At 72.0% G+C, this 22,868-nt stretch carries 19 protein-coding genes and 1 riboswitch; of the genes, 6 read left to right on the forward strand and 13 right to left on the reverse strand.

The features are described from left to right. Window positions 1–77: 77 nt before the first annotated feature. The 7 genes from ACW62_RS00540 to ACW62_RS00570 are packed head-to-tail and all read right to left on the reverse strand — an operon-like array spanning window position 78 to window position 8,691. Window positions 78–2,012: an ABC transporter ATP-binding protein gene (locus ACW62_RS00540; RefSeq protein ID WP_053202137.1), complete on the reverse strand. Its 1,935-nt coding sequence runs from the start codon at window positions 2,010–2,012 to the stop codon at window positions 78–80. Further along, the gene (locus ACW62_RS00545; protein WP_053202138.1) at window positions 2,009–3,625 is read right to left on the reverse strand and encodes an MFS transporter; all 1,617 of its coding nucleotides are present in this window, start codon (window positions 3,623–3,625) and stop codon (window positions 2,009–2,011) included. Before ACW62_RS00545 ends, ACW62_RS00540 begins: the two co-directional genes overlap by 4 nt. Window positions 3,626–3,664: 39 nt before the next feature. After that, window positions 3,665–4,597 (reverse strand): carbohydrate ABC transporter permease, encoded by a 933-nt coding sequence (locus ACW62_RS00550; protein ID WP_053202139.1) that lies wholly within the window; start codon window positions 4,595–4,597, stop codon window positions 3,665–3,667. Continuing rightward, window positions 4,594–5,517: a carbohydrate ABC transporter permease gene (locus tag ACW62_RS00555; protein WP_053202140.1), complete on the reverse strand. Its 924-nt coding sequence runs from the start codon at window positions 5,515–5,517 to the stop codon at window positions 4,594–4,596. The genes ACW62_RS00550 and ACW62_RS00555 overlap by 4 nt, the downstream gene beginning before the upstream one ends. A gap of 9 nt (window positions 5,518–5,526) precedes the next feature. Then, complete coding sequence (gene ngcE, locus ACW62_RS00560; protein ID WP_053202141.1) at window positions 5,527–7,002, reverse strand: N-acetylglucosamine/diacetylchitobiose ABC transporter substrate-binding protein; 1,476 nt, start codon at window positions 7,000–7,002, stop codon at window positions 5,527–5,529. Between the two features lie 49 nt (window positions 7,003–7,051). Then, window positions 7,052–7,807, reverse strand: coding sequence for a sugar isomerase domain-containing protein (locus tag ACW62_RS00565; protein ID WP_053202142.1), 756 nt, complete (start codon window positions 7,805–7,807; stop codon window positions 7,052–7,054). After that, window positions 7,804–8,691 (reverse strand): MurR/RpiR family transcriptional regulator, encoded by an 888-nt coding sequence (locus ACW62_RS00570; RefSeq protein WP_083459094.1) that lies wholly within the window; start codon window positions 8,689–8,691, stop codon window positions 7,804–7,806. Before ACW62_RS00570 ends, ACW62_RS00565 begins: the two co-directional genes overlap by 4 nt. Before the next feature lie 236 nt (window positions 8,692–8,927). Here ACW62_RS00570 and ACW62_RS00575 point away from each other — a divergent pair, with 236 nt between their 5' ends. After that, window positions 8,928–10,037 carry an N-acetylglucosamine kinase gene (locus ACW62_RS00575; protein ID WP_205629052.1) on the forward strand — a complete coding sequence of 370 codons (1,110 nt, stop codon included), beginning with the start codon at window positions 8,928–8,930 and terminating at the stop codon, window positions 10,035–10,037. Between the two features lie 20 nt (window positions 10,038–10,057). Here the strand turns inward: ACW62_RS00575 and ACW62_RS00580 are convergent, their stop codons facing one another. The 3 genes from ACW62_RS00580 to ACW62_RS36090 form a co-directional block, all read right to left on the reverse strand. Continuing rightward, window positions 10,058–10,339 (reverse strand): transcriptional regulator, encoded by a 282-nt coding sequence (locus tag ACW62_RS00580; protein ID WP_053202553.1) that lies wholly within the window; start codon window positions 10,337–10,339, stop codon window positions 10,058–10,060. 20 nt (window positions 10,340–10,359) lie between these two features. Next, the gene (locus tag ACW62_RS00585) at window positions 10,360–10,857 is read right to left on the reverse strand and encodes a hypothetical protein (RefSeq protein WP_053202144.1); all 498 of its coding nucleotides are present in this window, start codon (window positions 10,855–10,857) and stop codon (window positions 10,360–10,362) included. Window positions 10,858–11,016: 159 nt separating this feature from the next. After that, window positions 11,017–15,477 (reverse strand): S8 family serine peptidase, encoded by a 4,461-nt coding sequence (locus tag ACW62_RS36090; RefSeq protein ID WP_083458972.1) that lies wholly within the window; start codon window positions 15,475–15,477, stop codon window positions 11,017–11,019. A 196-nt stretch (window positions 15,478–15,673) separates the two neighbouring features. Between ACW62_RS36090 and ACW62_RS00595 the strand changes: the two genes are divergently transcribed. Both ACW62_RS00595 and ACW62_RS00600 read left to right on the forward strand, forming a co-directional pair. After that, entirely contained in the window at window positions 15,674–16,507 is an 834-nt protein-coding gene (locus ACW62_RS00595) for a TrmB family transcriptional regulator (protein ID WP_053202145.1), read from the forward strand. Continuing rightward, window positions 16,497–17,039, forward strand: coding sequence for a winged helix-turn-helix domain-containing protein (locus tag ACW62_RS00600; protein WP_083458976.1), 543 nt, complete (start codon window positions 16,497–16,499; stop codon window positions 17,037–17,039). Before ACW62_RS00595 ends, ACW62_RS00600 begins: the two co-directional genes overlap by 11 nt. A 285-nt stretch (window positions 17,040–17,324) precedes the next feature. On the opposite strand, the gene ACW62_RS00605 is transcribed toward ACW62_RS00600, so the two are convergent. Continuing rightward, on the reverse strand, window positions 17,325–18,602 hold the full coding sequence (locus tag ACW62_RS00605; protein WP_053202147.1) for a serine hydroxymethyltransferase: 1,278 nt from the start codon (window positions 18,600–18,602) through the stop codon (window positions 17,325–17,327). 36 nt (window positions 18,603–18,638) lie between these two features. Then, window positions 18,639–18,740: riboswitch (ZMP/ZTP riboswitch) on the reverse strand. 49 nt (window positions 18,741–18,789) lie between these two features. Further along, window positions 18,790–19,497 (reverse strand): GNAT family N-acetyltransferase, encoded by a 708-nt coding sequence (locus tag ACW62_RS34975; RefSeq protein WP_053202148.1) that lies wholly within the window; start codon window positions 19,495–19,497, stop codon window positions 18,790–18,792. Between the two features lie 39 nt (window positions 19,498–19,536). Here ACW62_RS34975 and ACW62_RS00615 point away from each other — a divergent pair, with 39 nt between their 5' ends. Further along, on the forward strand, window positions 19,537–20,313 hold the full coding sequence (locus ACW62_RS00615) for a glycerophosphodiester phosphodiesterase family protein (RefSeq protein ID WP_053202554.1): 777 nt from the start codon (window positions 19,537–19,539) through the stop codon (window positions 20,311–20,313). Here the strand turns inward: ACW62_RS00615 and ACW62_RS00620 are convergent. Next, the gene (locus ACW62_RS00620; protein ID WP_053202149.1) at window positions 20,303–20,797 is read right to left on the reverse strand and encodes a peptide deformylase; all 495 of its coding nucleotides are present in this window, start codon (window positions 20,795–20,797) and stop codon (window positions 20,303–20,305) included. The two genes, ACW62_RS00615 and ACW62_RS00620, sit on opposite strands and share 11 nt — an antisense overlap. An 83-nt stretch (window positions 20,798–20,880) precedes the next feature. On the opposite strand from ACW62_RS00620, the gene ACW62_RS00625 reads away from it, so the two are divergent. Then, window positions 20,881–22,278, forward strand: a complete 1,398-nt coding sequence (locus tag ACW62_RS00625; protein ID WP_205629055.1) for an MFS transporter — start codon at window positions 20,881–20,883, stop codon at window positions 22,276–22,278. A 166-nt stretch (window positions 22,279–22,444) separates the two neighbouring features. Beyond that, window positions 22,445–22,834, forward strand: a complete 390-nt coding sequence (locus ACW62_RS00630) for an RNA polymerase-binding protein RbpA (RefSeq protein ID WP_053202150.1) — start codon at window positions 22,445–22,447, stop codon at window positions 22,832–22,834. Window positions 22,835–22,868: the final 34 nt, after the last annotated feature.

A 22,868-nucleotide genomic window follows, 5' to 3' on the forward strand; every position in this document is an offset into this window, starting at 1 on the left:
ATCGACCACGTCCTGGCGTGGTCGATCGCCGATGATCATGGGGCCGGCGGAACCTCACGGCCGGGTGGTGACGTCCGTCATGGGTGCGCCACCGCCCCATCGGCCACCGAGCCGTCGGCCGAGCCGCCACGGTCCGCCGCCCCGCCGGCGCTCGGCTGGTCGAACTGGGTGTGGTGGAGCTGCGCGTACCGGCCGCCGGCCGAGAGCAGCTCCGAATGCGTCCCCCGTTCGACGACCTGGCCGGACTCGATGACGAGGATCTGGTCGGCCGACCGGACCGTCGACAGGCGGTGCGCGATGACGACTGCCGTCCGCCCTTCCAGCGCCTCGCCGAGTGCCTCCTGCACCGCCGCCTCGGAGGTGGAGTCGAGGTGCGCCGTCGCCTCGTCGAGGATCACCACCCGCGGCCGGGCCAGCAGCAGCCGCGCGATCGTCAGCCGCTGCCGCTCACCGCCGGACAGCCGATAGCCGCGCTCCCCCACGACCGTCTCGAGCCCGTCGGGCAGCGACGCCACCAGGGCGTCGAGCCTGGACCGCCGCAGCGCGTCCCAGAGGTCGTCGTCCGATGCGGAGGGCCGCGCGATGAGCAGGTTGTCGCGGATCGACTCGTGGAAGAGGTGACCGTCCTGCGTGACCATGCCCAGCGTCTCGCGGACGGATGCCGTGGTGAGGTCGCGGACGTCGACGCCGCTGAGCCGGATGGCGCCGGAGTCGACGTCGTAGAGCCGCGGCAGCAGTTGCGCGATGGTCGACTTGCCGGCGCCGGACGACCCGACCAGCGCGACCATCTGACCAGGCTCGGCGGTGAACGAGACGCCGTGCAGCACCTCGTCGCCGCCGCGGGTGTCGAGCATGGCGACCTCTTCGAGCGACGCCAGCGACACCTTGTCGGCGGCCGGGTAGCTGAAGTGGACGTCGTCGAACTCGACCGAGACCGGGCCGTCGGGCACCGCACGCGCGTCGGGCTTCTCGACGATGAGCGGCTTGAGGTCGAGCACCTCGAACACCCGGGCGAAGCTGACCAGCGCGCTCATGACCTCGACCCGCGCGCTGGCCAGCGCCGTGAGCGGCGCGTACAGGCGGGTCAGCAGCAGCGCCATGGACACGACCGCGCCGGCGTCGAGCTGGTCGCGCAGCGCGTAGAACCCGCCCAGCCCGTAGACCAGGGCCAGCGCCAGCGCACCCACCAGCGTGAGCGCCGTGACGAAGATCCACTGCACCATGGCGGTGCGCAGCCCGATGTCGCGCACCCGGCGGGCCCGGACGGAGAACTCGGCCGACTCGCGCTCGGGGCGGCTGAACAGCTTCACCAGCGTGGCGCCGGGTGCGGAGAACCGTTCCGTCATCTGGGTGCCCATGACGGCGTTGTGGTTGGCCGCCTCGCGTTCGAGCCGGGCAAGTTTGCCGCCCATGCGCCGCGCCGGCAGCACGAACACCGGCAGCAGCGCCAGTGAGAGCAGCGTGATCTGCCACGAGATGTCCAGCATGACGACGAGCGCCAGCACCAGCATGACGACGTTGCTGACGACGCCGGAGAGCAGGTCGCTGAACGCCCGCTGCGCACCGATGACGTCGTTGTTCAGCCGGCTGACGAGCGCGCCGGTGCGGGTGCGGGTGAAGAACGCGACCGGCATCTTCTGCACGTGGTCGAAGACGGCCTGGCGCAGGTCGAGGATGAGCCCCTCACCGATGCTGGCCGACAGCCAGCGCTGCACCAGGCCGACGCCCGCCTCGGCGACCGCGATGACCGCGATGACGACGGCCAGCCCGATGACGTAGCGCTGCGACGACCCGTCCATGATGGCGTTGACGACCCGGCCGGCGAGCACCGGCGTGGCCACCGCGAGGACCGCCGTCACGATGCTGAGCGCCGTGAACGCCACCAGGTAGCGCCGGTGCGGCTGGGCGAACGCGAAGATGCGGCGCAGCGTGGCGCGCGAGAACGGGCGGGTGTCCTGCTGCGCGTGCATCGCGTTGTAGAGCGCGTTCCACGCGGTGACCTCCATGCTCATGGGACCGGCGCCTCCTCGGTGTCGGCGGCGACGACGGAATCGACGGCGGATGGCGCGGCGTCCCCGCCGGAGTCGGCGTCGACGCCGACCCGGCGCAGCAGCACCGCCGCCAGCACCGAGCCGGCGAGGACGGCCAGCGCGCTGACCACCGCGGTCGTCTGCAACCCGTCGGTGAACGCGGCCTGCGCGGCTTCGAGCAGCGGGCCGCCGACGGCGTCGGGCAGGGTGGCGGCGACGGCGGTGGCGCCGGCCAGGGTGTCGCCCGCCGCCGCGGCGGCGTCGCCGGGCAGCTCGGAGGGCAGCGAATCGCTCATACCCGAACGGTAGACGGCGGTACCGACACTGCCGAGGATCGCGAGCCCGAGGGCGCCGCCGAGCTCGTTGCTCGTCTCCGACGCGGCCGACGCGGCGCCCGCCTTCTCCGGCGGCGCGGCCCGGATCACCAGGTCGGTGCCGAGCGCCGCCTGCGGCGTGAACCCGGCCGCCATCACGCACGTCCCCGCGATCAGCACGCCGAACCCGGACGAGCCGTCGATCTGCGTCATCAGCGCGATGCCGGCGGAACTGACCAGCAGGCCGCCACTGATCACGTACCCCGGCCGGACGTACCGCACGAGCAGCGGCGCGGCCATCATCCCGACCATCATCGCGCCGGTCATCGGCAGCACCCACAGCCCCGCACGCAGCGGCGACAGCCCGTGCACGAGCTGGAGGTACTGCATGACGAACAGGTTCAGCCCCATCATTGCGAACGTCGCGGTCGTCATGACGCCGAGGGTCACGCCGAACGACCGGTTCCGGAACAGCTCGATGTCGATCAGCGGGTCGTCCAGCGACCGCTGCCGCCGCACGAACAGGACGGCGAACAGCACCCCGGCGGCGATCGCGCCGACCAGCAGCCAGCCGAACCCGTCCGACGCGAGCTTCTTGATGCCGTAGATCACCGGCAGGACGGCGGCCAGCAGCAGCACGGCGCTGACCAGGTCGAGCCGCCCGGCGCGGGGGTCGCGGTACTCGGGCAGCAGGAACGGGCCGGCGATCAGCAGCAACGCCATCACCGGCACGCCGACGAGGAAGACCGAGCCCCACCAGAACGTCTCCAGCAGCGCCCCGCCGACCAGCGGGCCGATGGAGCCGCCGACCATGAAGCTCATCATCCAGAACGAGATCGCGGTGGTCCGTTGCCGGTCGTCGAGGAACATGTTGCGGATCAGCGACAGCGTCGACGGCATCAGCGTCGCGCCGGCGATGCCCATCAGCGCCCGGGCGCCGATCAGCATCTCCGGGCTGGTCGCGTAGGCGGACAGGATCGACGACAGGCCGAACGCGGCCGCGCCGATGAGCAGCAGCTTCCGCCGTCCGATCCGGTCGCCCAGCGATCCCATCGTGATGAGGAAGCCGGCGATCAGGAAGCCGTAGATGTCGGTGATCCAGAGGAGTTGCGACGCCGACGGCGCCAGGTCGGCGCTCAGGTGCGGCACGGCGAGGTGCAGCACTGTCAGGTCCATGATCACGAGCATCGCCGGTAGGCTCAGGACGGCCAGCGCGATCCATTCCTTCGCGCCGGCCAGCGGCGGGCCGTGATCGTTCTCGGTGCGGGGTTCGAGCGTCATGCGGACCAGTGAACTACCTCAACTATGGTTGAGGTCAACTCATTTGAGCACGCCCGCCGTCAGGCCGGCCTGCACCTGCTTCTGGAAGATGATGTAGACGATCAGCACCGGCAGCAGCGCGATCACCAGGCCGGCGAACAACGCCGACCAGTCGGCCCGGAAGCCGGTGCTCGCGGCCAGCGTGCCCAGCCCCTGCGCCAGCACCTTCTTGTCCGAGTCCTGCATGATGACCAGCGGCAACACGTACTGGTTCCAATGGCCGAGGAAGTTGAACAGCGCCAGGCTGATCAGGCCGGGCCGGGCCATCGGCAGCATGACCTTCCAGAACAGGCTGAAGTGCGAGCAGCCGTCCACGATCCCGGCCTCGGCGATCGAGTTCGGCAGCGTCCGGAAGAACGCCGTGAGGAAGAACACCGTGAACGGCATCGAGAACGCGACGTACACCAGCGCCAGGCTCAGGTAGCTGTTCAGGCCGAGGAACTGCCCGATGACCGGCAGCGAGCCGAGGTTGCGGACGACGAAGAACATGGGGACGAGGGCGAGGAACACCGGCAGGATGAGCCCGCCGAGGAACAGGTAGTAGATGAACCGGTTGCCGGGGAAGTCGTAGCGGGCCAGGACGTAGGCGCCCATCGCGCCGAACAGCATGGTCAGCGTCACCGAGATGGACACGACGATGACGCTGTTGAGGAAGTACTGGCCGATGTTGGCCGCTGACCAGGCGCGGGAGAAGTTGTCCCACTGGACGCCGGACGGCAGGCCGAGCGGGTCGACGCGGAACTCGCCGTTGGTCTTGAACGCGGACAGGATCGCCCACAGCAGCGGCAGCGCCGTGATGAGCCCCCACAACAGCAGGAAACCGCCGTTGAGCAGGCCGATCGCCTTCTCTCCCGCGCCGACGCCGGGCAGCCGGTCGCGCCGGCCGCGGGGCGAGCGCGGCTCGAGCCGTGGCGGGCTCTGGGTCGTCGTCATGCCAGCTCCACCCTCTCGCGCCGCAGGCCGCGCATGAACACGATCGCGACCAGCATGGTCAGCACCAGCATCAGGACGCCGATGGCGGCCGCATAGCCGAAGTCGGCCTCGGCGAACGCCTCGCGGTACATCGCCGTGCCGAGCACGTCGCCGGCGCCCTGCACGCCGCCGTTGATGCCGATCATGATGTGCACCGTCGCGAATGCGTCCATCGCCTGGATCGCCATGTACACCCAGCCCACCTGCACGGTGTCCCACACCAGCGGGACGGTGATCTTGCGGAACGTGGTGAGCCGGCTGGAGCCGTCGAGCAGCGCCGCCTCGTAGATGTCGCGCGGGATCGACTGCATCGCGGCCGAGAACAGCACCACGTAGAAGCCGACGAACGACCACGTCATGACGAGGACGACGATCCAGATCAGGTAGTTGGGCTCGGCCAGCCACAGTTGTTGCAGCCCGCCCAGCCCGACGGCGCCGAGCACCCGGTTGAGGATGCCACCGGCGTTCTCCGGCGCGAACACGTACTTGAAGACGATGCCGATGATCGCGACGGAGAGCACCTGCGGGAAGAAGTACACGATCTTGTAGACCGGCGCCCCGCGCACGCCCGTCACCGCTCCCCCGCGCTTGCGGCCGCCGACGTTGAGCATCGACGCGAAGAACAGGCCGAGCAGCAGGGTGAGGACGGGCACGACGAGCACCAGGATCACGTTGTTGCGCAACGCCGTCCGCAGCTGGTCGTCGTGCCACATCTCCACGTAGTTGTCGAACCCGATGAACGTCTGGCTGGACGTGAAGCCGCTCCAGTCGGTCATCGAGATGTAGATGGCCTGGACGTACGGCGACAGCATGTAGATCGCGTAGATCCCGACCGGGGGCAGCAGGAAGGCCAGGATGAAGGGATACTTGCCGTGCCGCATGCCGGTCCCCTACGACTCGCGCGTCTGCTTGACGATGGAGTCGTCGTCGCGGGTGGTCGCGGCGACCGTCTCGTTCTGCTCCGACCACTGGTCGACGGTGATCTCGGCGCGCAGCAGCGCGGCCGTGTTCTGGTCGATGCCGGGGTTCTCCATCGTCGGGTACCAGCTCGGGTAGAACCAGTTGACGACGTTGTCGCCGGCGGCCTGCAGGGCCGCCTGCGCCGACGCCAGGCCCGGCGCGTCGATCTGCACGCCGTCCGAGGCGCCCGCCACCGACGTAAGGCTGGTGACGCGCTCGCTGAAGCCGCGGGCGCCGTCCATCGACAGCATGACCCGCATGTACTCCATCGCGGCCAGCGGGTTCTTCGCGTCGGCCGGGATGACGTAGGGCTCGCCCGCGGTGGCCCGGACGGTCTCCAGCGGCATGACGGAGTCGGGCGAGAGCAGCGGGTCGGGCATCATCGCCAGCTCGAACGTCGGGTTCTCGGCGATCGCGTCGGCCTCCTCGTTCTCCAGCCAGGAGCCGGACGGGCAGAAGACCGCCTGGCCGCGCGCCCACAGGCCCTGCGCGTCGCGGAACTCCATGCCCTCGACGCCGGGGAGGAAGTAGCTGTTCTCGGCCAGCTGGCGGATCGCGGCGGCCGACTCCTTCACCGCCTCGTGGCTCCAGGCGCCCTCTTCGAGGTTGTCGATCGCGATGAGGACCTCCGGGCCGGCCAGCTTGGCGGCCATCGACAGGATCGGCCAGTTCATGTACCGCGGCGCCGTGAGGCCCTGGTACACCCACGGCGCGATGCCGGTGGCGGCGATGTCGGCGCAGACGTCCATCATCTCCTGCCACGTCGTCGGCACCGGCCAGCCGTTCTCGTCCATGAGCGTCTTGTTGTACCAAGTGCCGAACACCGTGAACGCGTAGTTGAACACGTACGGGGTGCCGTTGAACGTGCCGGACTCGATCGTGCCCGGGAGCAGGCTGTCGCGCACCGTCACGTCCGGGTCGTCCCAGCTCGGCGCGTCGAACAGCGGCGACAGGTCGTACAGCAGGCCGTCGGCCACGAGCGTCGCGGTGTCCATCTGGCCGTCGCCGGAGTTGTTGACGAAGTCCGGCGGGTCGCCGGCGACGAACCGCGGCTGCAGTTCGGCGCCGATGTCGACGGCGGCGCGGTGCTCGATCGTGATGTCGGGCCAGCGCTCGCTGAACATCGGTTCGTGCAGCTCGGTGGCGTACTCGTCGCCGAAGCCGCCGTCGAAGATGACGATCTCCAGCGGCTGGTCGGTGGGGATGCCGAGCGGGTTGTCGTCGGACACGTCGCCCGTCGGGGCCTGCGAGGCGTTGTCGTCACCGTCGTCGTCGCCGCCCGTCGCGCAGGAGGCGAGGAAGGCGACGCCGGGCCCGAGGGCCACGCCGGTGAGTGCGACGCGTTGCAGGAAGGTCCGGCGGTCGGTTCCGGCCGCCGCAGGGGTGCGTTCGATGCTGCTGGACATCGTGAAACCTCTCCTGGGACTTGATGGTGTGTGGGTCCGGCGAAATCGCTCAGCCACCACGACGAATCCGGCCCGCATAGCGCTGCAGCAGGCCGTCGTTGTGGACGTCTCCCCCTGGGACGTTGGCCGAGAGATAGACGGGCGGGGTGTCGCCGGCCTCGAGCAGCCGGCGGACGACCTCCGCAGTGAGCAATTGCGCGAGCAGAGCCGCGGTGATGGACGAGACGGCGCAGACGGCGCCGCCTCCGGGAAGCGGCAGAACTGCGTCGCCGAACGGCCCGCCGTTGTCGAGGACGACGTCGGCGAGGTCGGGGAGCTTCTGCCCCGATGGGTGCCGCGACTCCACGTGCGTGCCGTGTTCCAGGGATGCAATGGCGATGACGGGGTGCCCGTTTTCCCGGGCGACCTGCGCCATCCCGACGATGCTACCGTTGATGCCGGAGTTCGACGCAATGATGAAGACATCCTGCGCCTCGATCGGGGCGAGGTCGTAGAGCCGCTGGGCCAGCGACGGGTCGCGTTCGGTGCGCGGGTCGAGGATCTTCTCGGGTGCCTCGCCGCCGTACATGACCAGGTCGGACAGCGCGATCCGGTTGGTGGGGATGAGCCCGCCGGCGCGCCCGGCGATCTCCATCGCCGTCGCCTGCGAGTGCCCGGTGCCGAACGCCTGCACCACCCCGCCGGCGCGCACCGCCCCGGCGACGATGTCCGCCGCGCGGTGCACCCCGTCGAGCTGTGTCGTCGTGACGTTGTCGACGATCTCGTTGAGCCGGGCCAGGTAGGCGGGCGCGCTGACGTCGTTCACCGCTGCTCCTTCTTCAGTGCTCGGGCCGTCTCGGGGCTGACCGCGCGGTGCGCGCTGACCGCCTGTGCGGTCAGGTTCAACGCGACTCCGGTCGTCTCGTACCGCCGCTGCGCGACCGCCACGTAGATCAGGTCGAGCACGATCAGTTGCGGATGCCGGGCCGCCAGGGCGTCGGGCCGGAACGTCGTCTCGTGGATGGCCGTCGTCAGGACGATGTCGGCGACCTCGGCGAGCGCGGAGTTGCGGTAACTCGTCAGGGCGACGGTCGTGGCGCCACGGCTGCCCGCCGCCGACAGCATCTCGACCGTCTCGTAGGTGGCGCCCGAGTGCGACACCGCGATGGCGACGTCGCTCGGGCCCAGCAGTGCGGCACTGGTGAGGCCGCTGTGCACGTCGCTCCACGACCAGGTCGGGATGCCGATGCGGTGCAGGCACAGCTGCATCTCGCCCGCGACCAGCGCGCTGCCGCCGATGCCGTACACCTCGACCCGGCCCGCGTGCGCGATGGCGTCGGCGGACTTCTCGACCTCGGTGAGGTCCAGCTGGGCGGCGGTCTCCTGGATCGCCCGCAGGTCGGCCGTCGTGATGAGATCGAGCATCTCCTGCAGCGAGTCCGTCGGCAGGATCTCCCGCCCGATGTCGATCTCCCAGCCGGCGACCGCGGACGAGCGGCCGGTCTCCTCGGCCATCGCCAGCCGCAGGTCGGCGTAGCCGGGCAGGCCCAGCGCGCGGCAGAACCGCGTCACCGTCGCCGCCGACGTCCCGCTCCGCTCGGCCGTCTCCAGGATCGTCGCCCGTGCGACGACGGCCGGCGCGGACAGCACCTGCTCCCCCACCCGCTGCAACGCGGCGGGCAGGTCCGGCAGCGCGGCCCGGATCCGCATCAGCACGGAATCGGCGGGCGACCCGGCCTCGGGCACTTCCGCGGTGGGTAGTGTCCCTTCCGCCACACGACCTCCCGGCGTGGTAGTCAGTTTCGCCTGCGGCCCTCAGAGCCGTAGTGGTGAGAATTCTTTCTACCCATGGCCGGATGTCAAGAGTTTGACGAGAGTTTTCGGAAGCGTGACCCAGCCGCAGCCTGGGCGAGACCGGCGGAAATGGCCAAGAATGGAGACGGGTCGTGGCGAAGACGGAGGGGTGGCCGGGCGGTCGCGTGGGGTCGGGCGGTCCGGCCGGGCCGGATGGTCCGGTCGCGTCGAGTGGTCGCGCGGCGTCGAGCGGTCCGGCCGCGTCGAGCGGCCGCGCCGGGTCGGCTGGTCCGGCCGGGGCGTCGCTGGCGCTCGGCCTGGACATCGGCGGCACGTCGACCAGGGCGATCGTCATCGACGGGGCGGGGCGCCGGCTCGGGTCCGGCCGCGCCGACGGTGCCAACGTCACCTCCCACGCACTGGAGAAGGCCCTGGACGCGGTGTCGGCGGCGCTGACCGCGGCGTTGGCCTCCGTTGATCCGGCGCAGGTCGGTGCGGCCGTCATCGCCACCGCCGGCGACCACAACCTCACCCGTCCCGAGGTCGCCGAACGGTTCGCCGCGCTGTGGACGTCGGCCGGGCTGAACTGCGGTTACCGGGTCGTCCCCGACGCGGTCGGGGCGTTCGTCGCGGGCACGGCGGCGCCGGACGGGACCCTCGTGCTGTCCGGGACCGGCGCGATCACCGTCCGGTTCGCCGACCGCGCCCCTGCCCAGCTCGTCGACGGGCACGGGTGGCTGCTGGGCGACCTCGGGTCCGGGTTCTGGCTCGGGCGCGAGGCCGTCCGCCGCACTATCGACACCATCGACCGGTGCGAACGTCCGGGTCCGCTCGGCCGCGCCGTCGTCCAGACGCTGACCGGCGCCACGGACTTCACCTTGTCGCGTGCCACGACGAACGAGGTCGTGCTGGCGGTGCATCGCCGGCCGCCGGTCGCGCTGTCGTCACTCGCGCCGCTGGTGACCGCCAACGCCGGGGTCGATCCCGAGGCCGACCGGATTCTCGCCGCCGCCGCGGATCACCTGCTCACCGGTGCGGGTTCCGTCCGCTCCCCCGACGATGCGACGCCGATCGTGCTGGCCGGCTCGCTGCTGACCGGTGACACGCCGCTGGCGGCGCTGGTCCGCGGTGGGCTCACCGAACGCTGGCCGCACGCCGACGTCCGCGTGGCCCTCGACGGTGCCGCCGGCGCCGCCTGGCTGGCCGCGCGCTCGCTGGATCCCGACGGCGCCGACCGCTTGCACGCTGCCCTGTTCGGCTGAGCTCTGCTGCCGGCCGGTCCTCACGGGCCGACGATGGCGCGCAGGGCCGCCTGGTGCGCCCGAAAGGCCTCGCGTCCCTGCCGGGTCAGCGCCAGCCACACCCGCTGACGGGTGTCGCGGACCGCCTTGCGCTGCTCGACGTAGCCGGCCTCCATGAGCACCGTGACGTGCTTGCTGAGCACCGACGCCGACACGCCCAACTGCTCCTGCACCACGCCGAACTCGGCCTCGCCGGCGGTGTCCAGCAGGGCGCAGATGCGCAGCCGGTTGGGCGCGTGGATGGTGGTGTCGAACCCGCTCATCGGGTCGGCGGCGTTCGTGCTCACGACGCCTTCCCGTGCAGCCGCACGAACCAGAGATGGAAGCCGACGGACAGGGCGACCCCCACGGCGACGGCGCCGAACAACCAGAGTGGCTGCCTGGTGTCGCGGAATGCGTACGCGGCGCCGACGACGATCAGCGGCAGGACGACCGCCGCCGCGACGGTGGCCCACGTCGGCAGGACGTCCAGTCGCAGCGCCACCCCGGTCCTGGCACGCCAGTTCCTGGCCGCGACAGCGAAGAGCGCGAAGAACAGCACCTCGGTGGCGAGCATGGTGACCAGCCAGGCCCACCGCGGCATCAGCCAGTCGGGCTCGGCCAGCATGCCCCCGAGGGCGATCGGCAGCACCACGAACATCGCCGTGATCGCCACGACGAACCACACCGGCCACGGCGTGGCGGACAAGGCGGCGACCGACGCCCTGACCTCGTCGGCATCGGCCAGAGCGGCGCGGGCCTGCTCCGGCGTCGGCTGGGACGCGGCTTCGTTGGTTTCCATAGTGGAAACTCTAAGCCGTGAGTTTCCAGTTTGGCAACTGTAGAGTTTCTTGTCCGGAAAGAGTCGCGCCCACCCATGATCGTCAACCTTCCGGGTCGTCGGAGCATCCCGGAAGGTTGACGATCATGGGCCGGGTCGGCGGGCCTGACGGCCCGGCCCCTACGACCCGCAGGTGAGGCCGACGTCGAGCACCGCCGGTCCCGAAGCGGGCGGCCGGACCCGGCGGGTATCGGTCTCGTAGCCGTCGGCCGACGTGGTGAGGGTGAGGGGCATCTCCGCGCGGTCGATCCAGCGCAGGAACCGGCCGTCGCGGTCGGTGCGGACCGTGACGTCGGCAGTGCGCCCGTCCACGAGCACGGCGGCTCCCGGCACCGGGACCGGATCCGGCGCCTGGTCCCCGTCCGCCGCCGCACCGTCGGCACAGGCAGGGGCGGTGACGGTGCCGACAACGGCTCCCCAGCGGCGGGGCACGTCGACCGTCAACGAGACGTCGACCGGGGCGACGGCGTACGGCGTGTCCTCACGGATCCAGACCCCGCCCGAGTACGTCCCCGGCTGCGCGACCTCGGCGGCGACGCGGAGCGTGACCTGCACCGACTCGCCTGGCGCCAGCGTCGCCGCGCCGCCGTCGACGGTCAGCCAGGGCACGTCGGCCGGACGGCAGTCGCCGTACGTGGGGAGCTGGTCGACCGTCGTGACCGGGAAGAAGCCGGTGCGGTCGCTGCCGCCGACCCGGTTGAGGCCACACGTGCTGCCACTGCGGTACAGCACGTGCGCCGGCGCGGGCAGGTCCAGCCAGGCGTCGGTCTCGGGGTCGTACGCCCAGCTCTCGTTCGTGATGGCGCTGCCGTCGTAGCCGCCGGCGACGATCAGCTCGTCGGACGCGCCGGTGTAGGCCATCCCCCAGCGCGCCGCCGGCAGGTCGGCGACCCGGGTCCAGGTGTCGGTGGCGGGATCGTAGGCGTAGGTGTGGTCGCTGATGATCCGGTCGCGCTGGATGCCACCGGTGCAGTAGACCCGGCCGTCGATGCCGGCGCAGGCCTGCCGCGACGTCGTGATCGGGTACGGCGCCAGCGTCGCCCACGTGTTCGTCGACGGGTCGTAGCGGTAGACGGAGTCGCGGCCGCAGTTGTTGTCGCAGCCGCCGACGACGTACAGCTGGTCGTCGAGCACGGCCCGCCCGGCGCCGTAGACCGGGCTCGGCGCGCCGGCACGGGTGGTCCACTGGTCGGTGTGCGGGTCGTAGGCCCAGGTGTCGTTCTTGGGCCGCTGGTCGCTCCATCGTCCGCCGGTGACGTAGAACAGGTCGCCGATGACCGCGCCCATCGGCGCCTCGCGCGCCTGCGGCAGGTCGGCGATCGGTTCCCAGCGCAGCGCCACCGGGTTGTACGACCAGCCGGCGCTCACCCAGTCGAGGACGCCGCTGCCGCCGATGCCGCCGACCGAGAACAGCCGGCCGTTCAGCTCGCCGACCGCGTTGTCGAGGACGGGGATCGGGTACGCCGCGAGGTCGGTCCACGGCCCGTCGCCGGAGGTCGGGACAGCAGCCGCCGAGCCGTCCGGCCGGCCGGCGGTGGCCGGGTCGTAGCCGAGCGGTGACGCGTCGCCTTCTACCCGCAGGATCGGCGCGCCCGGCGCGGCGGCGATCTCGGCCCGGCCGGTGGTGCTGCCATCGGGCCGCAGGACGGTGGTGTCGCCCTGCCGTTCGGTGAGCTGGACGGCGACCGGCGCGGTGCCGGTGTTGGTCAGCGTGACGGCGTGGTCGTCCGCCTCGCCCAGCTCGAGCGAGGTCTCGACCCCACCGGACACCTCCAGCCGGCCGGCCGCCAGCGCGATGTCGTGCCGGGTCACTCCCCCGGCGGTGAGGTCGACGACCGCCTCACCCCGGGCGTACCGGCCCAGACCGGCCGTGAGGCGTGGCGACGTGCCGGTGGCGAACAGCGCGTAGAAGCCGTCGGGCAGGGCTGGGTCGGCGGTGGTCGCGACCGACCGCACCGGGTCGAGCGGCGCTGCGGCGTCGGCGACCTGGGCTCCGGTCAGCGGTGCGCCGGTGTTGGCGTCGGTGACCGAGCCGACGACCAGGCCGCCGTCGACCGGCGCGCACTCGCGGCTGCCCACGTACACGTCGTCGAGCTGCCAGGAGTACGAGCTGTAGCGGGCGTTGTGGTAGCGGAACCGCACCTGGACGGCGGACTGCCCGGCGGCCTGTGGGACCGGGACGGTCTTCTCGGCGCCGTCGCGCTCGTCGACGTCGGTCTGCCGTAGCACCGTCTGCCAGGTGGCGCCGCCGTCGATGCTGACGTCGACGTCGGCGATATCGCTGAGCTGGATCAGCGCCTGCCGGAACCCGACGACCGGCGCTGGGTCGTCGCTGAGGTCGTACACCGGCGTGGTCAGCGTGGTGTCGATGTAGACGCCCAGGCCAGGGCTCTGCACGCTGGCCGACGCCTCACTGCCGCCGGTGAGGTTGCCCTTGTCGTAGGGGTCGTCGAAGGCCCACACCTCGCCGCTGCCGTTGCCGTCGGTGACGGTCCAGCCGTCGGGCAGGCCGTGGTCGAAGTCGGCGCCGCCGCCGGTGTGGGCGTACGCGTAGCCGGGGGTCGTGCACCGGTCGGCCACCCGGGGCAGGGCGACGTCGGCGGTGACGTCGTCGGCGGCGGTGACGGTGCTGGTGGCCGGCTGATAGCCGGAGTACTCGGACGCGACGGACAGCGTGTACGACGCGCCCACCGGGACCTCGACGGCATACCGGCCGTCGTCGGGCGACGTGTAGACGGTGCCGCCGGGCATGCCGTCGACGGTGACCCGCGCGTACAGCGGCCAGCCCTGTCCGGAGCCGTCGGTGACACGGCCGCTGACGGTGACGGTGTCCTGCCGCTCCAGCGCGAGGTCGAGGGCGGTGGTCTCGTTCTCGGCGACCTGCACCGACGCCGTGCGGGGCACGTAGCCGAACGCCGTCGCCGTGACCTCGTAGTCGCCGACCCGCAGCGGGACCGTGTAGGTGCCGTCGTCGCCGGTGGTCCGTTCGCGCTCGACCGGCCCGGTGACGGTGATCAGCGCGCCCGGCAGGGCGTTGCCGGTGCCGGCGTCGGTGACCGTGGTGACCAGCGTTCCGGTCTCGCCGACGGGCGCGGAGTCGAGCAGCGCGAGTGCGTCGAGGCGGCCTTCACCGAACACGTTGTTGTCGGCGTCGGCGCCGCCGCACTCGTTGGCCGGGGTGTCGCGGGCGGTGCCGTCGAGGAGGTCGATGGTGGTCGCGACGTCACCGACGAGCGCGGGCGCCGCCGACCACGCCAGCGCGATGGCCCCGGCGACATGCGGCGCCGCCATGGACGTGCCGTCGGCGTCGACGTAGCCACCGCCCGGCCAGGCGGACCGGACGTCGACGCCCGGCGCGGACAGGTTCGGCTTGATCTCGCCGTCCTGACCGGTGCCGCGGCCGGAGAACCCGGCGATGGCGTCGGTCACGTCGTAGGCGCCGACCGAGTAGTTGACGGTGCGACTGCCCGGCGAGCTGGACGTCAGGCAGCGCGGGCCGAGGTTGCCGTTGGCCCACACGGCGAAGATGCCCGACGCCGCCCAGGCGCGGCTGATGTCTTCCATGAACGGGTCGGTGGACGGGAGCTGGCTGCCCCACGAGTTGTTGACGACGTGCGGCCGGCGGCCGGCGTCGGGGTGCTCGCCGTGCGGATCGGTCGGTTCCAGCAGCCACTGGCCGGACGCGATGAGCGCTTCGTCGGTGCAGCAGCCGTTGGTGGCGATCCAGCGTGCTCCCGGGGCCACCCCGATGGTGCTGCCGCCGGCGTCGTCGCCGGCCATGGTGCCCATGGTGTGGGTGCCGTGGCCGTGGTCGTCGCACGGCACGCCGTCGCACACCCCGCGGGCGTCGAACCAGTTGTAGGCGTGGTCGAAGCTGCCGTCGGGACGGGCGCCGCGGTACTGCCCGACGAGCGATGGGTGGTCGTACTGCACGCCGGAGTCGATGCTGGCGACGGTGATGCTCTGGCCGGTGGTGCCGTACTGGTCCCAGACGTCGTCGGCGTTGATGTTCGCGATGCCCCATTCGACGGCGGCCGCGGCGGCGCGTGCCTCGGCGGCCGGTGTGGTGGCGGGGTCGGGCAACTCATAGGCCCGGGCCGGGTGCAGGGAGTCGACCTCGGGCTGCGCGGCCAGCTCGGCGGCCAGGCTCGCGGTGCCGGCGGGGATGCGGATGGCGTTGGTGGCCCAGAACGCCTCGTACTCCACCCCCTCCGCATCGAGCTGGGCGCGGACGTCGGCCTGACTGCTCTCGGCCGTCTGCCGCAGCGCCTGTGCCACGATTGCGCCGCGCTCGGCCCAGCCGGTGACGGCAGCCGCCTCGGCGAGGTCGGCCTGGTCGTCGAAACGGACCCACAGCTCGGCGGTGTCGTCGGCGGCCAGCTGGCGGCGTAGCCGCGGCTCGATGGTCGCGGGCGCGTCGTCGCCTGGGTCGCCGTCGTTCGCCGCCGGCTCGGGCGCCGTCGCGAGCGCGTGTGGCGCCGAGCCGGCAGCTGCCGCCGTCGCCGCCTGGGCAGGGAGGAACGCGGCCGCGAGCGCCAGCGCACCCACGACGCCCACTCCGAGCCGCACCTGCTTGCTCATCGCTCTGACCTCCTACGACGCCCGATGTTGGAGTCGACTTTAGGAACGAAAGGAGGCGATTTCGGGGTCACGATCGGGGCAGTTCGCGGGCAATCGGAGAATGTCGTCCACAACTTGTACAACGTGTTTGACGCGATGGGTCACACGGGGTGACCATGGGCGCATTCCGGCACGCCCGACACCCCCGGAGGTGCGTGTGAACACCGAATCGCTCCTCGAGGAGCTGGGCCTCACCAAGACCGAGGCCCGCATCTACCTGTGCCTGCTCGAACAGTCACCGCTGGCCGCAGGCACCATCGCCGACCTCACCGGCACGTCGCGCAGCAGCGTGTACCTCATCCTGCGCTCGCTGGTCGACAAGGGGCTGGTCGACGCCGGCGCCGGGTACAGCAGCCGGTTCCAGCCGGCCGCGCCCGACGTCGCGTTCGGCGGCCTGATCGAACGCGGGCGCGAGGAACAACGCGAACGAGAACGGCACGTCGAGTCGGCGTTGCCCGACCTCATGCGCAGGTTCGAGACCAGCGCCGGCGGCGACGGCGAGCTGGTCGAGATCCTGCGCACGCCGAAGCTGGTCGGCGACCGGTTCGACCGGCTCCATGCGGCGTCGCAGCAGTCCATCGACATCGTGGTGCGCCGGCCGGTCCAGCTCGGCGGCAGCAACCAGCCCGAGCTCGACGCGCTCTCCCGCGGCGTCCGGGCGCGCGCCGTCTACGACCACGGGCTCATGCGACATCCGTCCGTCGCCGACCACATCGGTGCGTGGATCGACGCCGGCGAGGAGGCCCGCGTCTTCAACGGCGACCTGCCGATGAAGTTCGCCGTGTTCGACGGCCACACGGTACTGATGCCGCTGTTCGCTCCCGGGGTCGGCGGGGTCGTCGCGCTGATCGTGCGCAGCCCGGAACTGTGCGGCGCGCTCAGCCTGCTGTTCGACACACTGTGGACGGCGTCGATGCCCATCGATCCGGACATGTTCCGGCACGACCATGACCACGAGCCCGTGACAGTGGACGGCAGCCATGCGCGCTGAACCAGCACCGGTCGTCGTGTGCATCACCAACTCCCCCGACGAGCGGGCCCGCATCGCCGGCCAGTTCGAGGGCACCGGCATCCTCGTGCTCGCGCCCGACGCCGGCGCGGCGGGCACCTTCCTGCGCCGTCTCGCCGGGGCCGGACCCGGGGTCGCCGTGCCGGCTCACCTCGCGGCGTCACCTCCGACCGTCGACGACGTGGTCCGGGTCGGCGCGCTGACCCTCGACGTCCCCCGGCACGAGGCGACCTGGCGCGGAGCCGGGCTGCCGCTGACGCCGTACGAGTTCAAGGTGCTCAGTTGCCTCGCCGGGCGGCCCGGGCAGGTGTGGACGTACGAGCAGCTGCACGAGCGCGCCTGGGGCGGCACCTACTTCGCGGGACCGGCGGCGGTGCAGTCGGTGATCAAGCGATTACGGGGCAAGCTCCGGGCGGCGGGTGCGTCGGTGACGATCCGGGCGACGCGCGGGATCGGGTTCCGGCTGGACGGTGGTCCGGAGTTGGCGTTGGTGCGGTCGGCGGCTCAGCGCTGAGTCGGCGGGCGGAGGCCGGCGCGACCGGGTGACGGTGCCATGGCTGGCCGACGAGCCCCGCGGCCGTGTGCGGGCGGGTGTCCCGGCGACCGGACGGGACGGGGAACGGACGGGTGCCCGGCGACCGGGCGACTATGTGCGGGCGGGTGTCCCAGCGACCGGACGGGACGGGAACGGACGGCCCGTCCCGCCAGGGAACGGCAGCGGGCGGAACGGGCGGCCACCCCACCAGGGAGCGACCGCCCGTGCGTCCAAAGACCCAGCTCAGAACCCAGCTCAGGGGTGTCAGCCGTCCAGGCCGGGGGTCGGGAACCGGCCGGTCAGCTCGGTGACCTCGCCGCGGACCCGCGCCACCACGCCGTCCAGGGCGTCGGCGTCGGAGCCGGCCGCCGCAGTGACGACCTCGTCGAGCCAGCGGCCGACCTCGCGCATCTCGGCGTCCCCCATGCCGCGGCTGGTCAGGGCGGGGGTGCCGATGCGCAGGCCGGACGGGTCGAACGGCTTGCGGGGGTCGTACGGGACGGTGTTGTAGTTGGTCTCCAGGCCGGCGAGGTCGAGCGCCTTGGCGGCGGGCTTGCCGGCGACGCCCTTGGAGGTGAGGTCGATGAGGATCAGGTGGTTGTCCGTGCCGCCGGAGACGAGGTCGAAGCCGCGGGCCAGCAGCTCGTCGGCCAGCGTCACCGCGTTGGCGACGATCTGGTGGGCGTAGTCCTTGAACTCCGGCTGCGCCGCCTCGCCGAGCGCCACCGCGATGCCGGCCGTCGTGTGGTTGTGCGGGCCGCCCTGCAGCCCCGGGAAGACCGCCTTGTCGATCGGCTTGGCGTACTCCTCGGTGGTGAGGATCATCGCGCCGCGCGGGCCGCGCAGCGTCTTGTGCGTGGTCGTGGTGACGATGTCGGCGTGCCCGACGGGGGTCGGGTGGGCGCCGCCGACGACGAGGCCGGCGATGTGCGCGATGTCGGCGGCCAGGACGGCGCCGACCTCCTGCGCGATGGCCGCGAACCCGGCGAAGTCGATGGTGCGCGGGATGGCGGTGCCGCCGCAGAAGATCAGCTTCGGCCGCTCGGCCAGCGCCAGTTCGCGGACCTGGTCGAGGTCGATGCGGCCGGTGTCGCGGCGCACGTCGTACTGGACCGGGCGGAACCAGGTGCCCGTGGCGGAGACCTTCCAGCCGTGCGTCAGGTGCCCGCCCATCGGCAGCGACATGCCCATGATGGTGTCGCCGGCCTGCGCCGTCGCGAGGTAGACGGCCAGGTTGGCGGGCGAGCCGGAGTACGGCTGGACGTTGGCGTGGTCGGCCCCGAAGAGGGCCTTCGCGCGGTCGACGGCGAGGGTCTCGAGCTGGTCGATGACCTGCTGGCCCTCGTAGTAGCGGCGGCCGGCGTACCCCTCGGAGTACTTGTTGGTGAGCACCGTGCCGGTGGCCTCGAGGACCGCGGTGGACACGTAGTTCTCGGACGGGATCAGCTTCAGCGTCTGCCGCTGCCGCTCCTCCTCGGCCGTGATCAGCGCGGCCACCTCGGGGTCGGCGGACTGCAGCGCGGGGCGGGCGTTCGTGGTCATGGCGAGGGCCACATCCTCTCGATGGGTCGGTGTCTCCCGAGGCACCCAGGCGCGCGGTGCCACGGCCGTCCGCTCCCCGGTGGTCGGTTCCACCAATGCCCGGTCACCCGGGCCGCTGCGCCAGTCGCGACGGCATCACTCTAGCCCCTCCGCCATGCGGGGCTTGCTGCCCCTGGGGACCTCGGGGTCAGCCTTCGCTCACCACGTCACCGGGCGGCGCGGGCGAGGCGTGGCCGGACCAGTGCGCGACCGCCATCTCCGCCTCGACCGTCCAGCCGAGCCGCTCGTAGAGCTTGCGTCCTTCGGCCGACGCCACCAGCAGGCCGGTCCGCGCGCCGCTCTCGCGCGCCGCCGCCGTCAGCGCCCCCATGACGACGGCGCCGAGCCCGCGCCGCCGGTAGGCGGGGACGGTGAAGATGCGGTCGGCGACGGCGTCGGCGTTGCCCTCGCCGCTCAGGGCGAGGTGGCCCTTCGCCGCCAGCGCGCGGGGATCGCCGCTGGCCGTCACGACCTCGGCGACCAGGACCGGACGGCGCCCGCTGAGCCACAGCTCGTACCCGTCCGGGGCGTCGTCGGCGGGGTGGTCGTCGAGCGGGCGCGACATCAGCCACTCGGGCGCGTGGACGGTGAAGCCGGCGGCGGCAGCGGCCGACTCCGTCCGGGTGCGGTCGGTGGTCGGGGCGACGAGCCAGCGGCTCGGCCCGCCGATCCCCGCGGCCGCCTCGGCGTACCGTCCGGGGTCGGCCGTCAGCAGGATCGTGTCGGTGATGCGCTCGGGCAGACCGATGCGGACGGTGACGACGTCGCCGTCGACGCCGCTGCGGTAGTCGCGCGCCGTCACCCAGCCCGCCTGCCAGCGCAGCACCACGTCGCGCAGGTCGCTGTCGTCGCTCACGTCGTCTCCCCCGGCGGCTAGCCTGGCCTCGTGGCCGGCATGCATCCGTATCTCGACCGTCCCGGCCCGCTGGCGCTGGCCCATCGTGGATTCTCGCGCACCGGTCTCGAGAACAGCATGGCGGCCTTCGCGGCGGCGGTGGAATTGGCCTACGACTATGTGGAGACCGACGTCCACGCGACGGCCGACGGGGTGGTCGTCGCGCTGCACGACGCGACGCTGGACCGGGTCACCGACCGCACCGGCGCCGTCGCCGAGCTGCCGTGGTCGGAGGTGCGCCGCGCGTTGATCGGCGGCGTCGAACCGGTGCCCGCACTGGAGGACGTGCTGGGCAGCTGGCCGTCGCTGCGGGTCAACATCGACGTGAAGTCGCCCGGTGCGGTGGCGCCGCTGGCCCGGGTGCTCGACCGCACGCGCGCCCACGACCGCGTCTGCGTCGCCTCCTTCTCCGACGCGCGCCGCCGGGCCGTGCTGCGCCGCGTCGCCGCGCCGGTCGCGTCGTCGGCCGGGCAGACGCTGATCGCGGCGTTCGTCGCCGCCGCGTCGACGCCCGGCCTGCGGCGCTTCGCCGGTTCCGTCCTCCGCGGCGTCGACTGCCTGCAGGTCCCGGCGACGTTCCGCGGGATCGACGTGGTCACGCCGGCGACGGTGGCGGCCGCGCACGCGGCGGGGCGGCCCGTGCACGTGTGGACGGTGAACGAGCCGGCCGAGATGCGGCGGCTGCTCGACCTCGGCGTCGACGGGCTGATCACGGACCGCGCGGACCTGCTCCGGGACGTGCTGGAGTCGCGCGGCCAGTGGCGCCCTACGCGCTGAACCAGGCGCTGCGGCGGATCTCGCGCATCGCGCCGCGCCGGGTGGACGGCTCGAGGCGGTGGATGTAGACGATCCCGTCGAGGTGGTCGGTCTCGTGCTGCAGGCAGCGGGCCAGCTCGCCCTCGCCCTCGACCCGTACCGGCTCGCCGTCGGCGTCGACGCCCTCGACGGCGGCCCAGGCGGCCCGCGTCGTCGGGAACCAGAGGCCGGGGACGGACAGGCAGCCCTCCTCGCCGGTCTGCTCCCCCTCCGTCCCGACGAGCACGGGGTTGAACACGACGCCGCGCTGACCCTCGAGGTCGTACGAGAACGCCCGCAGCGGCACCCCGATCTGCGGCGCCGCCACGCCCGCCCGTCCGGGCAGGTCGAGGGTGTCCAGCAGGTCCTGGGCCAGCGCGTGGCTCGCCTCGCCGAAGTCCTTCACCGGGTCGGTCACCGTCCGCAACACCGGGTCGCCGTAGAGGCGGATCTCCCGCACCGTCACCGTGTCGTCTCCTCATCACTCGTTCACTGCCGGGACATCGTGTCGTCTGGCCACGACTGCCCCGCACCCGATACCGTCCGCGCGTGACCCGTGTCCTCGCCCCGTCCGGCCCGCTGGCCGACCCCGTCGAGCGGGCCAGGGAGCACCGAGCATGGTACTTCTACGACTGGGCGAACTCGGCCTTCGTCACCACGACGGCGACCGTCCTGTTCGGCCCGTACCTGACGGCGGTGGCCGAGACGGCCGCGTGCGGCGAGGCCGGCAGCACCGACGACCCCTGCCACGGCGACCTCTCCGTGCTCGGTGTGCCGATCGCCGCCGGGTCGGTGGCCGCGTACACCGTCACGTTCGCGACGATCCTGTCCGCGCTGCTGCTGCCGGTCGTCGGCGCGATCGCCGACCGGACCGCGAAGAAGCGGCACCTGATGGCCGGGTTCGCGTGGACGGGGTCCGCGGCGGCCGGCGCGATGGTCTTCGTCGCCGGGGCGAACTGGCAGCTGGGCGCGTTTCTGCTGGTCATCGCGTCGATCTGCCTGGGCTCGTCGATGGTGGTGTACGACGCGATCCTGGTCCAGATCGCGGACGAGGACGACCGCGACCGCGTCTCGTCGCGCGGCTGGGCGTTCGGGTACCTCGGCGGCGGCCTGCTGCTGGCGCTGAACCTCGCGCTGGTGACGTTGGAGCCGTTCGGCCTGAGCCGGTCCGACACCGTCCGGATCAGCCTGCTGTCGGCGGGCCTGTGGTGGGCGTTGTGGACGATCGTCCCGTACCGCGGCATCCGCGACCGGCCGCCCACCGGCGTCGTCCGGGTCGGCGGCAGCGCGACGCGGCAGGCGTTCGGCCAGCTGCGCGAGACGCTGCGGCACGCCCGCGGGTACCCGCAGACGCTGCTGTTCCTCGTGGCGTACATGCTCTACAACGACGGCGTCCAGACCGTCATCTCCGCGTCGTCGATCTACGGGAACCGGGAACTGGGGCTCGGCGAGGACGTCCTGATCGTCGCGATCCTCATCGTCCAGTTCGTCGCGTTCGGCGGCGCCCTCGCGCTGGGCCGGCTGGCCGGCCGGTACGGCGCGAAGAACGTCGTCATGTCCAGCCTGGTGCTGTGGACCGCCGTCGTCGGGGGCGCGTTCTTCCTGCCGGTCGAGCAGGTCGTGCCGTTCCTGATCCTGGCCGTGGCCATCGGTTTCGTGCTCGGCGGCAGCCAGGCGCTGTCGCGGTCGCTGTTCAGCCTGCTCGTCCCGAAGGGCAAGGAGGCGGAGTACTTCAGCCTCTACCAGGCCGCCGAACGCGGGACGAGCTGGTTCGGGACGCTGGCGTTCGGGCTGGCGTTCCAGCTGACCGACTCGTACCGGTGGTCGGTGCTGGTGCTGGTCACGTTCTTCATCGCCGGCCTGGCGGTGCTGTCGCGGGTGGACCTGCGGGCCGGCATCGTCGCGGCGGGCAACCGGGTACCCCGTTCGGTCGAAGGTTACCGGTGAGGAACATCACGTTGCTCAGATTGCATTATCACAGGGAACGCGGAACATTACTCTCCGGCCGTCCGTTGTCATCATGTCGTTGTGATCGTTCCGACGTGGTCACGACGGCGAGGTAGAAGGACCGACGTCTCGTCCCAGGGGCCACCGCCCCGGAAGGGTTTCACACATGTCCGAGCGTTCCACCCTGCGCGGCTCCCGCCTCGGCGCGACGAGCTACGAGGACGAGCGCGGCGTCGAGTTCGCCGAGCGTCAGACGGTCGCCTACAGCTGCACCGCCGGCCACCGCTTCGAGATGACGTTCTCGACCGAGGCCGAAGTGCCAGCCCTGTGGGACTGCCCGCGCTGCGGTGCCGAGTCGCTGCGGGTAGCCGCCGATCGTCCCGAGGAGGCGCCGGGCAAGCCGGCCCGCACCCACTGGGACATGCTCCTGGAGCGCAGGTCCATCGAGGACCTCGAGGCGCTGCTCGACGAGCGGCTCGAACTGCTGCGCTCCGGCCTCATCCCCGGTGCGGCGCACCTCGCCGACCGCGGTTCGCGCCGCAAGAAGACCGCCTGAGGTCTCCCGCCCCGTCACACTGAGCCCGCACCCG

Origin of the sequence: Jiangella muralis, assembly GCF_001270745.1 — a bacterium.
Classification (GTDB): Bacteria; Actinomycetota; Actinomycetes; order Jiangellales; family Jiangellaceae; genus Jiangella; species Jiangella muralis.

What these genes read in the sequence shown, in the direction of transcription:
- ACW62_RS00570 (WP_083459094.1), bottom strand. Translation starts at nt 8,691, where the DNA reads ATGCGGATCCGGGCCGCGCTGCCGGACCTGCCCGCCGCGTTGCAGCGG.
- ACW62_RS00580 (WP_053202553.1), bottom strand. Translation starts at nt 10,339, where the DNA reads ATGAGCGGGTTCGACACCACCATCCACGCGCCCAACCGGCTGCGCATC.
- ACW62_RS00630 (WP_053202150.1), top strand. Translation starts at nt 22,445, where the DNA reads ATGTCCGAGCGTTCCACCCTGCGCGGCTCCCGCCTCGGCGCGACGAGC.
- ACW62_RS00600 (WP_083458976.1), top strand. Translation starts at nt 16,497, where the DNA reads ATGCGCGCTGAACCAGCACCGGTCGTCGTGTGCATCACCAACTCCCCC.
- ACW62_RS36090 (WP_083458972.1), bottom strand. Translation starts at nt 15,477, where the DNA reads ATGAGCAAGCAGGTGCGGCTCGGAGTGGGCGTCGTGGGTGCGCTGGCG.
- ACW62_RS00540 (WP_053202137.1), bottom strand. Translation starts at nt 2,012, where the DNA reads ATGAGCATGGAGGTCACCGCGTGGAACGCGCTCTACAACGCGATGCAC.
- ACW62_RS00615 (WP_053202554.1), top strand. Translation starts at nt 19,537, where the DNA reads ATGCATCCGTATCTCGACCGTCCCGGCCCGCTGGCGCTGGCCCATCGT.
- ACW62_RS00545 (WP_053202138.1), bottom strand. Translation starts at nt 3,625, where the DNA reads ATGACGCTCGAACCCCGCACCGAGAACGATCACGGCCCGCCGCTGGCC.
- ACW62_RS00605 (WP_053202147.1), bottom strand. Translation starts at nt 18,602, where the DNA reads ATGACCACGAACGCCCGCCCCGCGCTGCAGTCCGCCGACCCCGAGGTG.
- ACW62_RS00550 (WP_053202139.1), bottom strand. Translation starts at nt 4,597, where the DNA reads ATGACGACGACCCAGAGCCCGCCACGGCTCGAGCCGCGCTCGCCCCGC.
- ngcE (WP_053202141.1), bottom strand. Translation starts at nt 7,002, where the DNA reads ATGTCCAGCAGCATCGAACGCACCCCTGCGGCGGCCGGAACCGACCGC.
- ACW62_RS00585 (WP_053202144.1), bottom strand. Translation starts at nt 10,857, where the DNA reads ATGGAAACCAACGAAGCCGCGTCCCAGCCGACGCCGGAGCAGGCCCGC.
- ACW62_RS00555 (WP_053202140.1), bottom strand. Translation starts at nt 5,517, where the DNA reads ATGCGGCACGGCAAGTATCCCTTCATCCTGGCCTTCCTGCTGCCCCCG.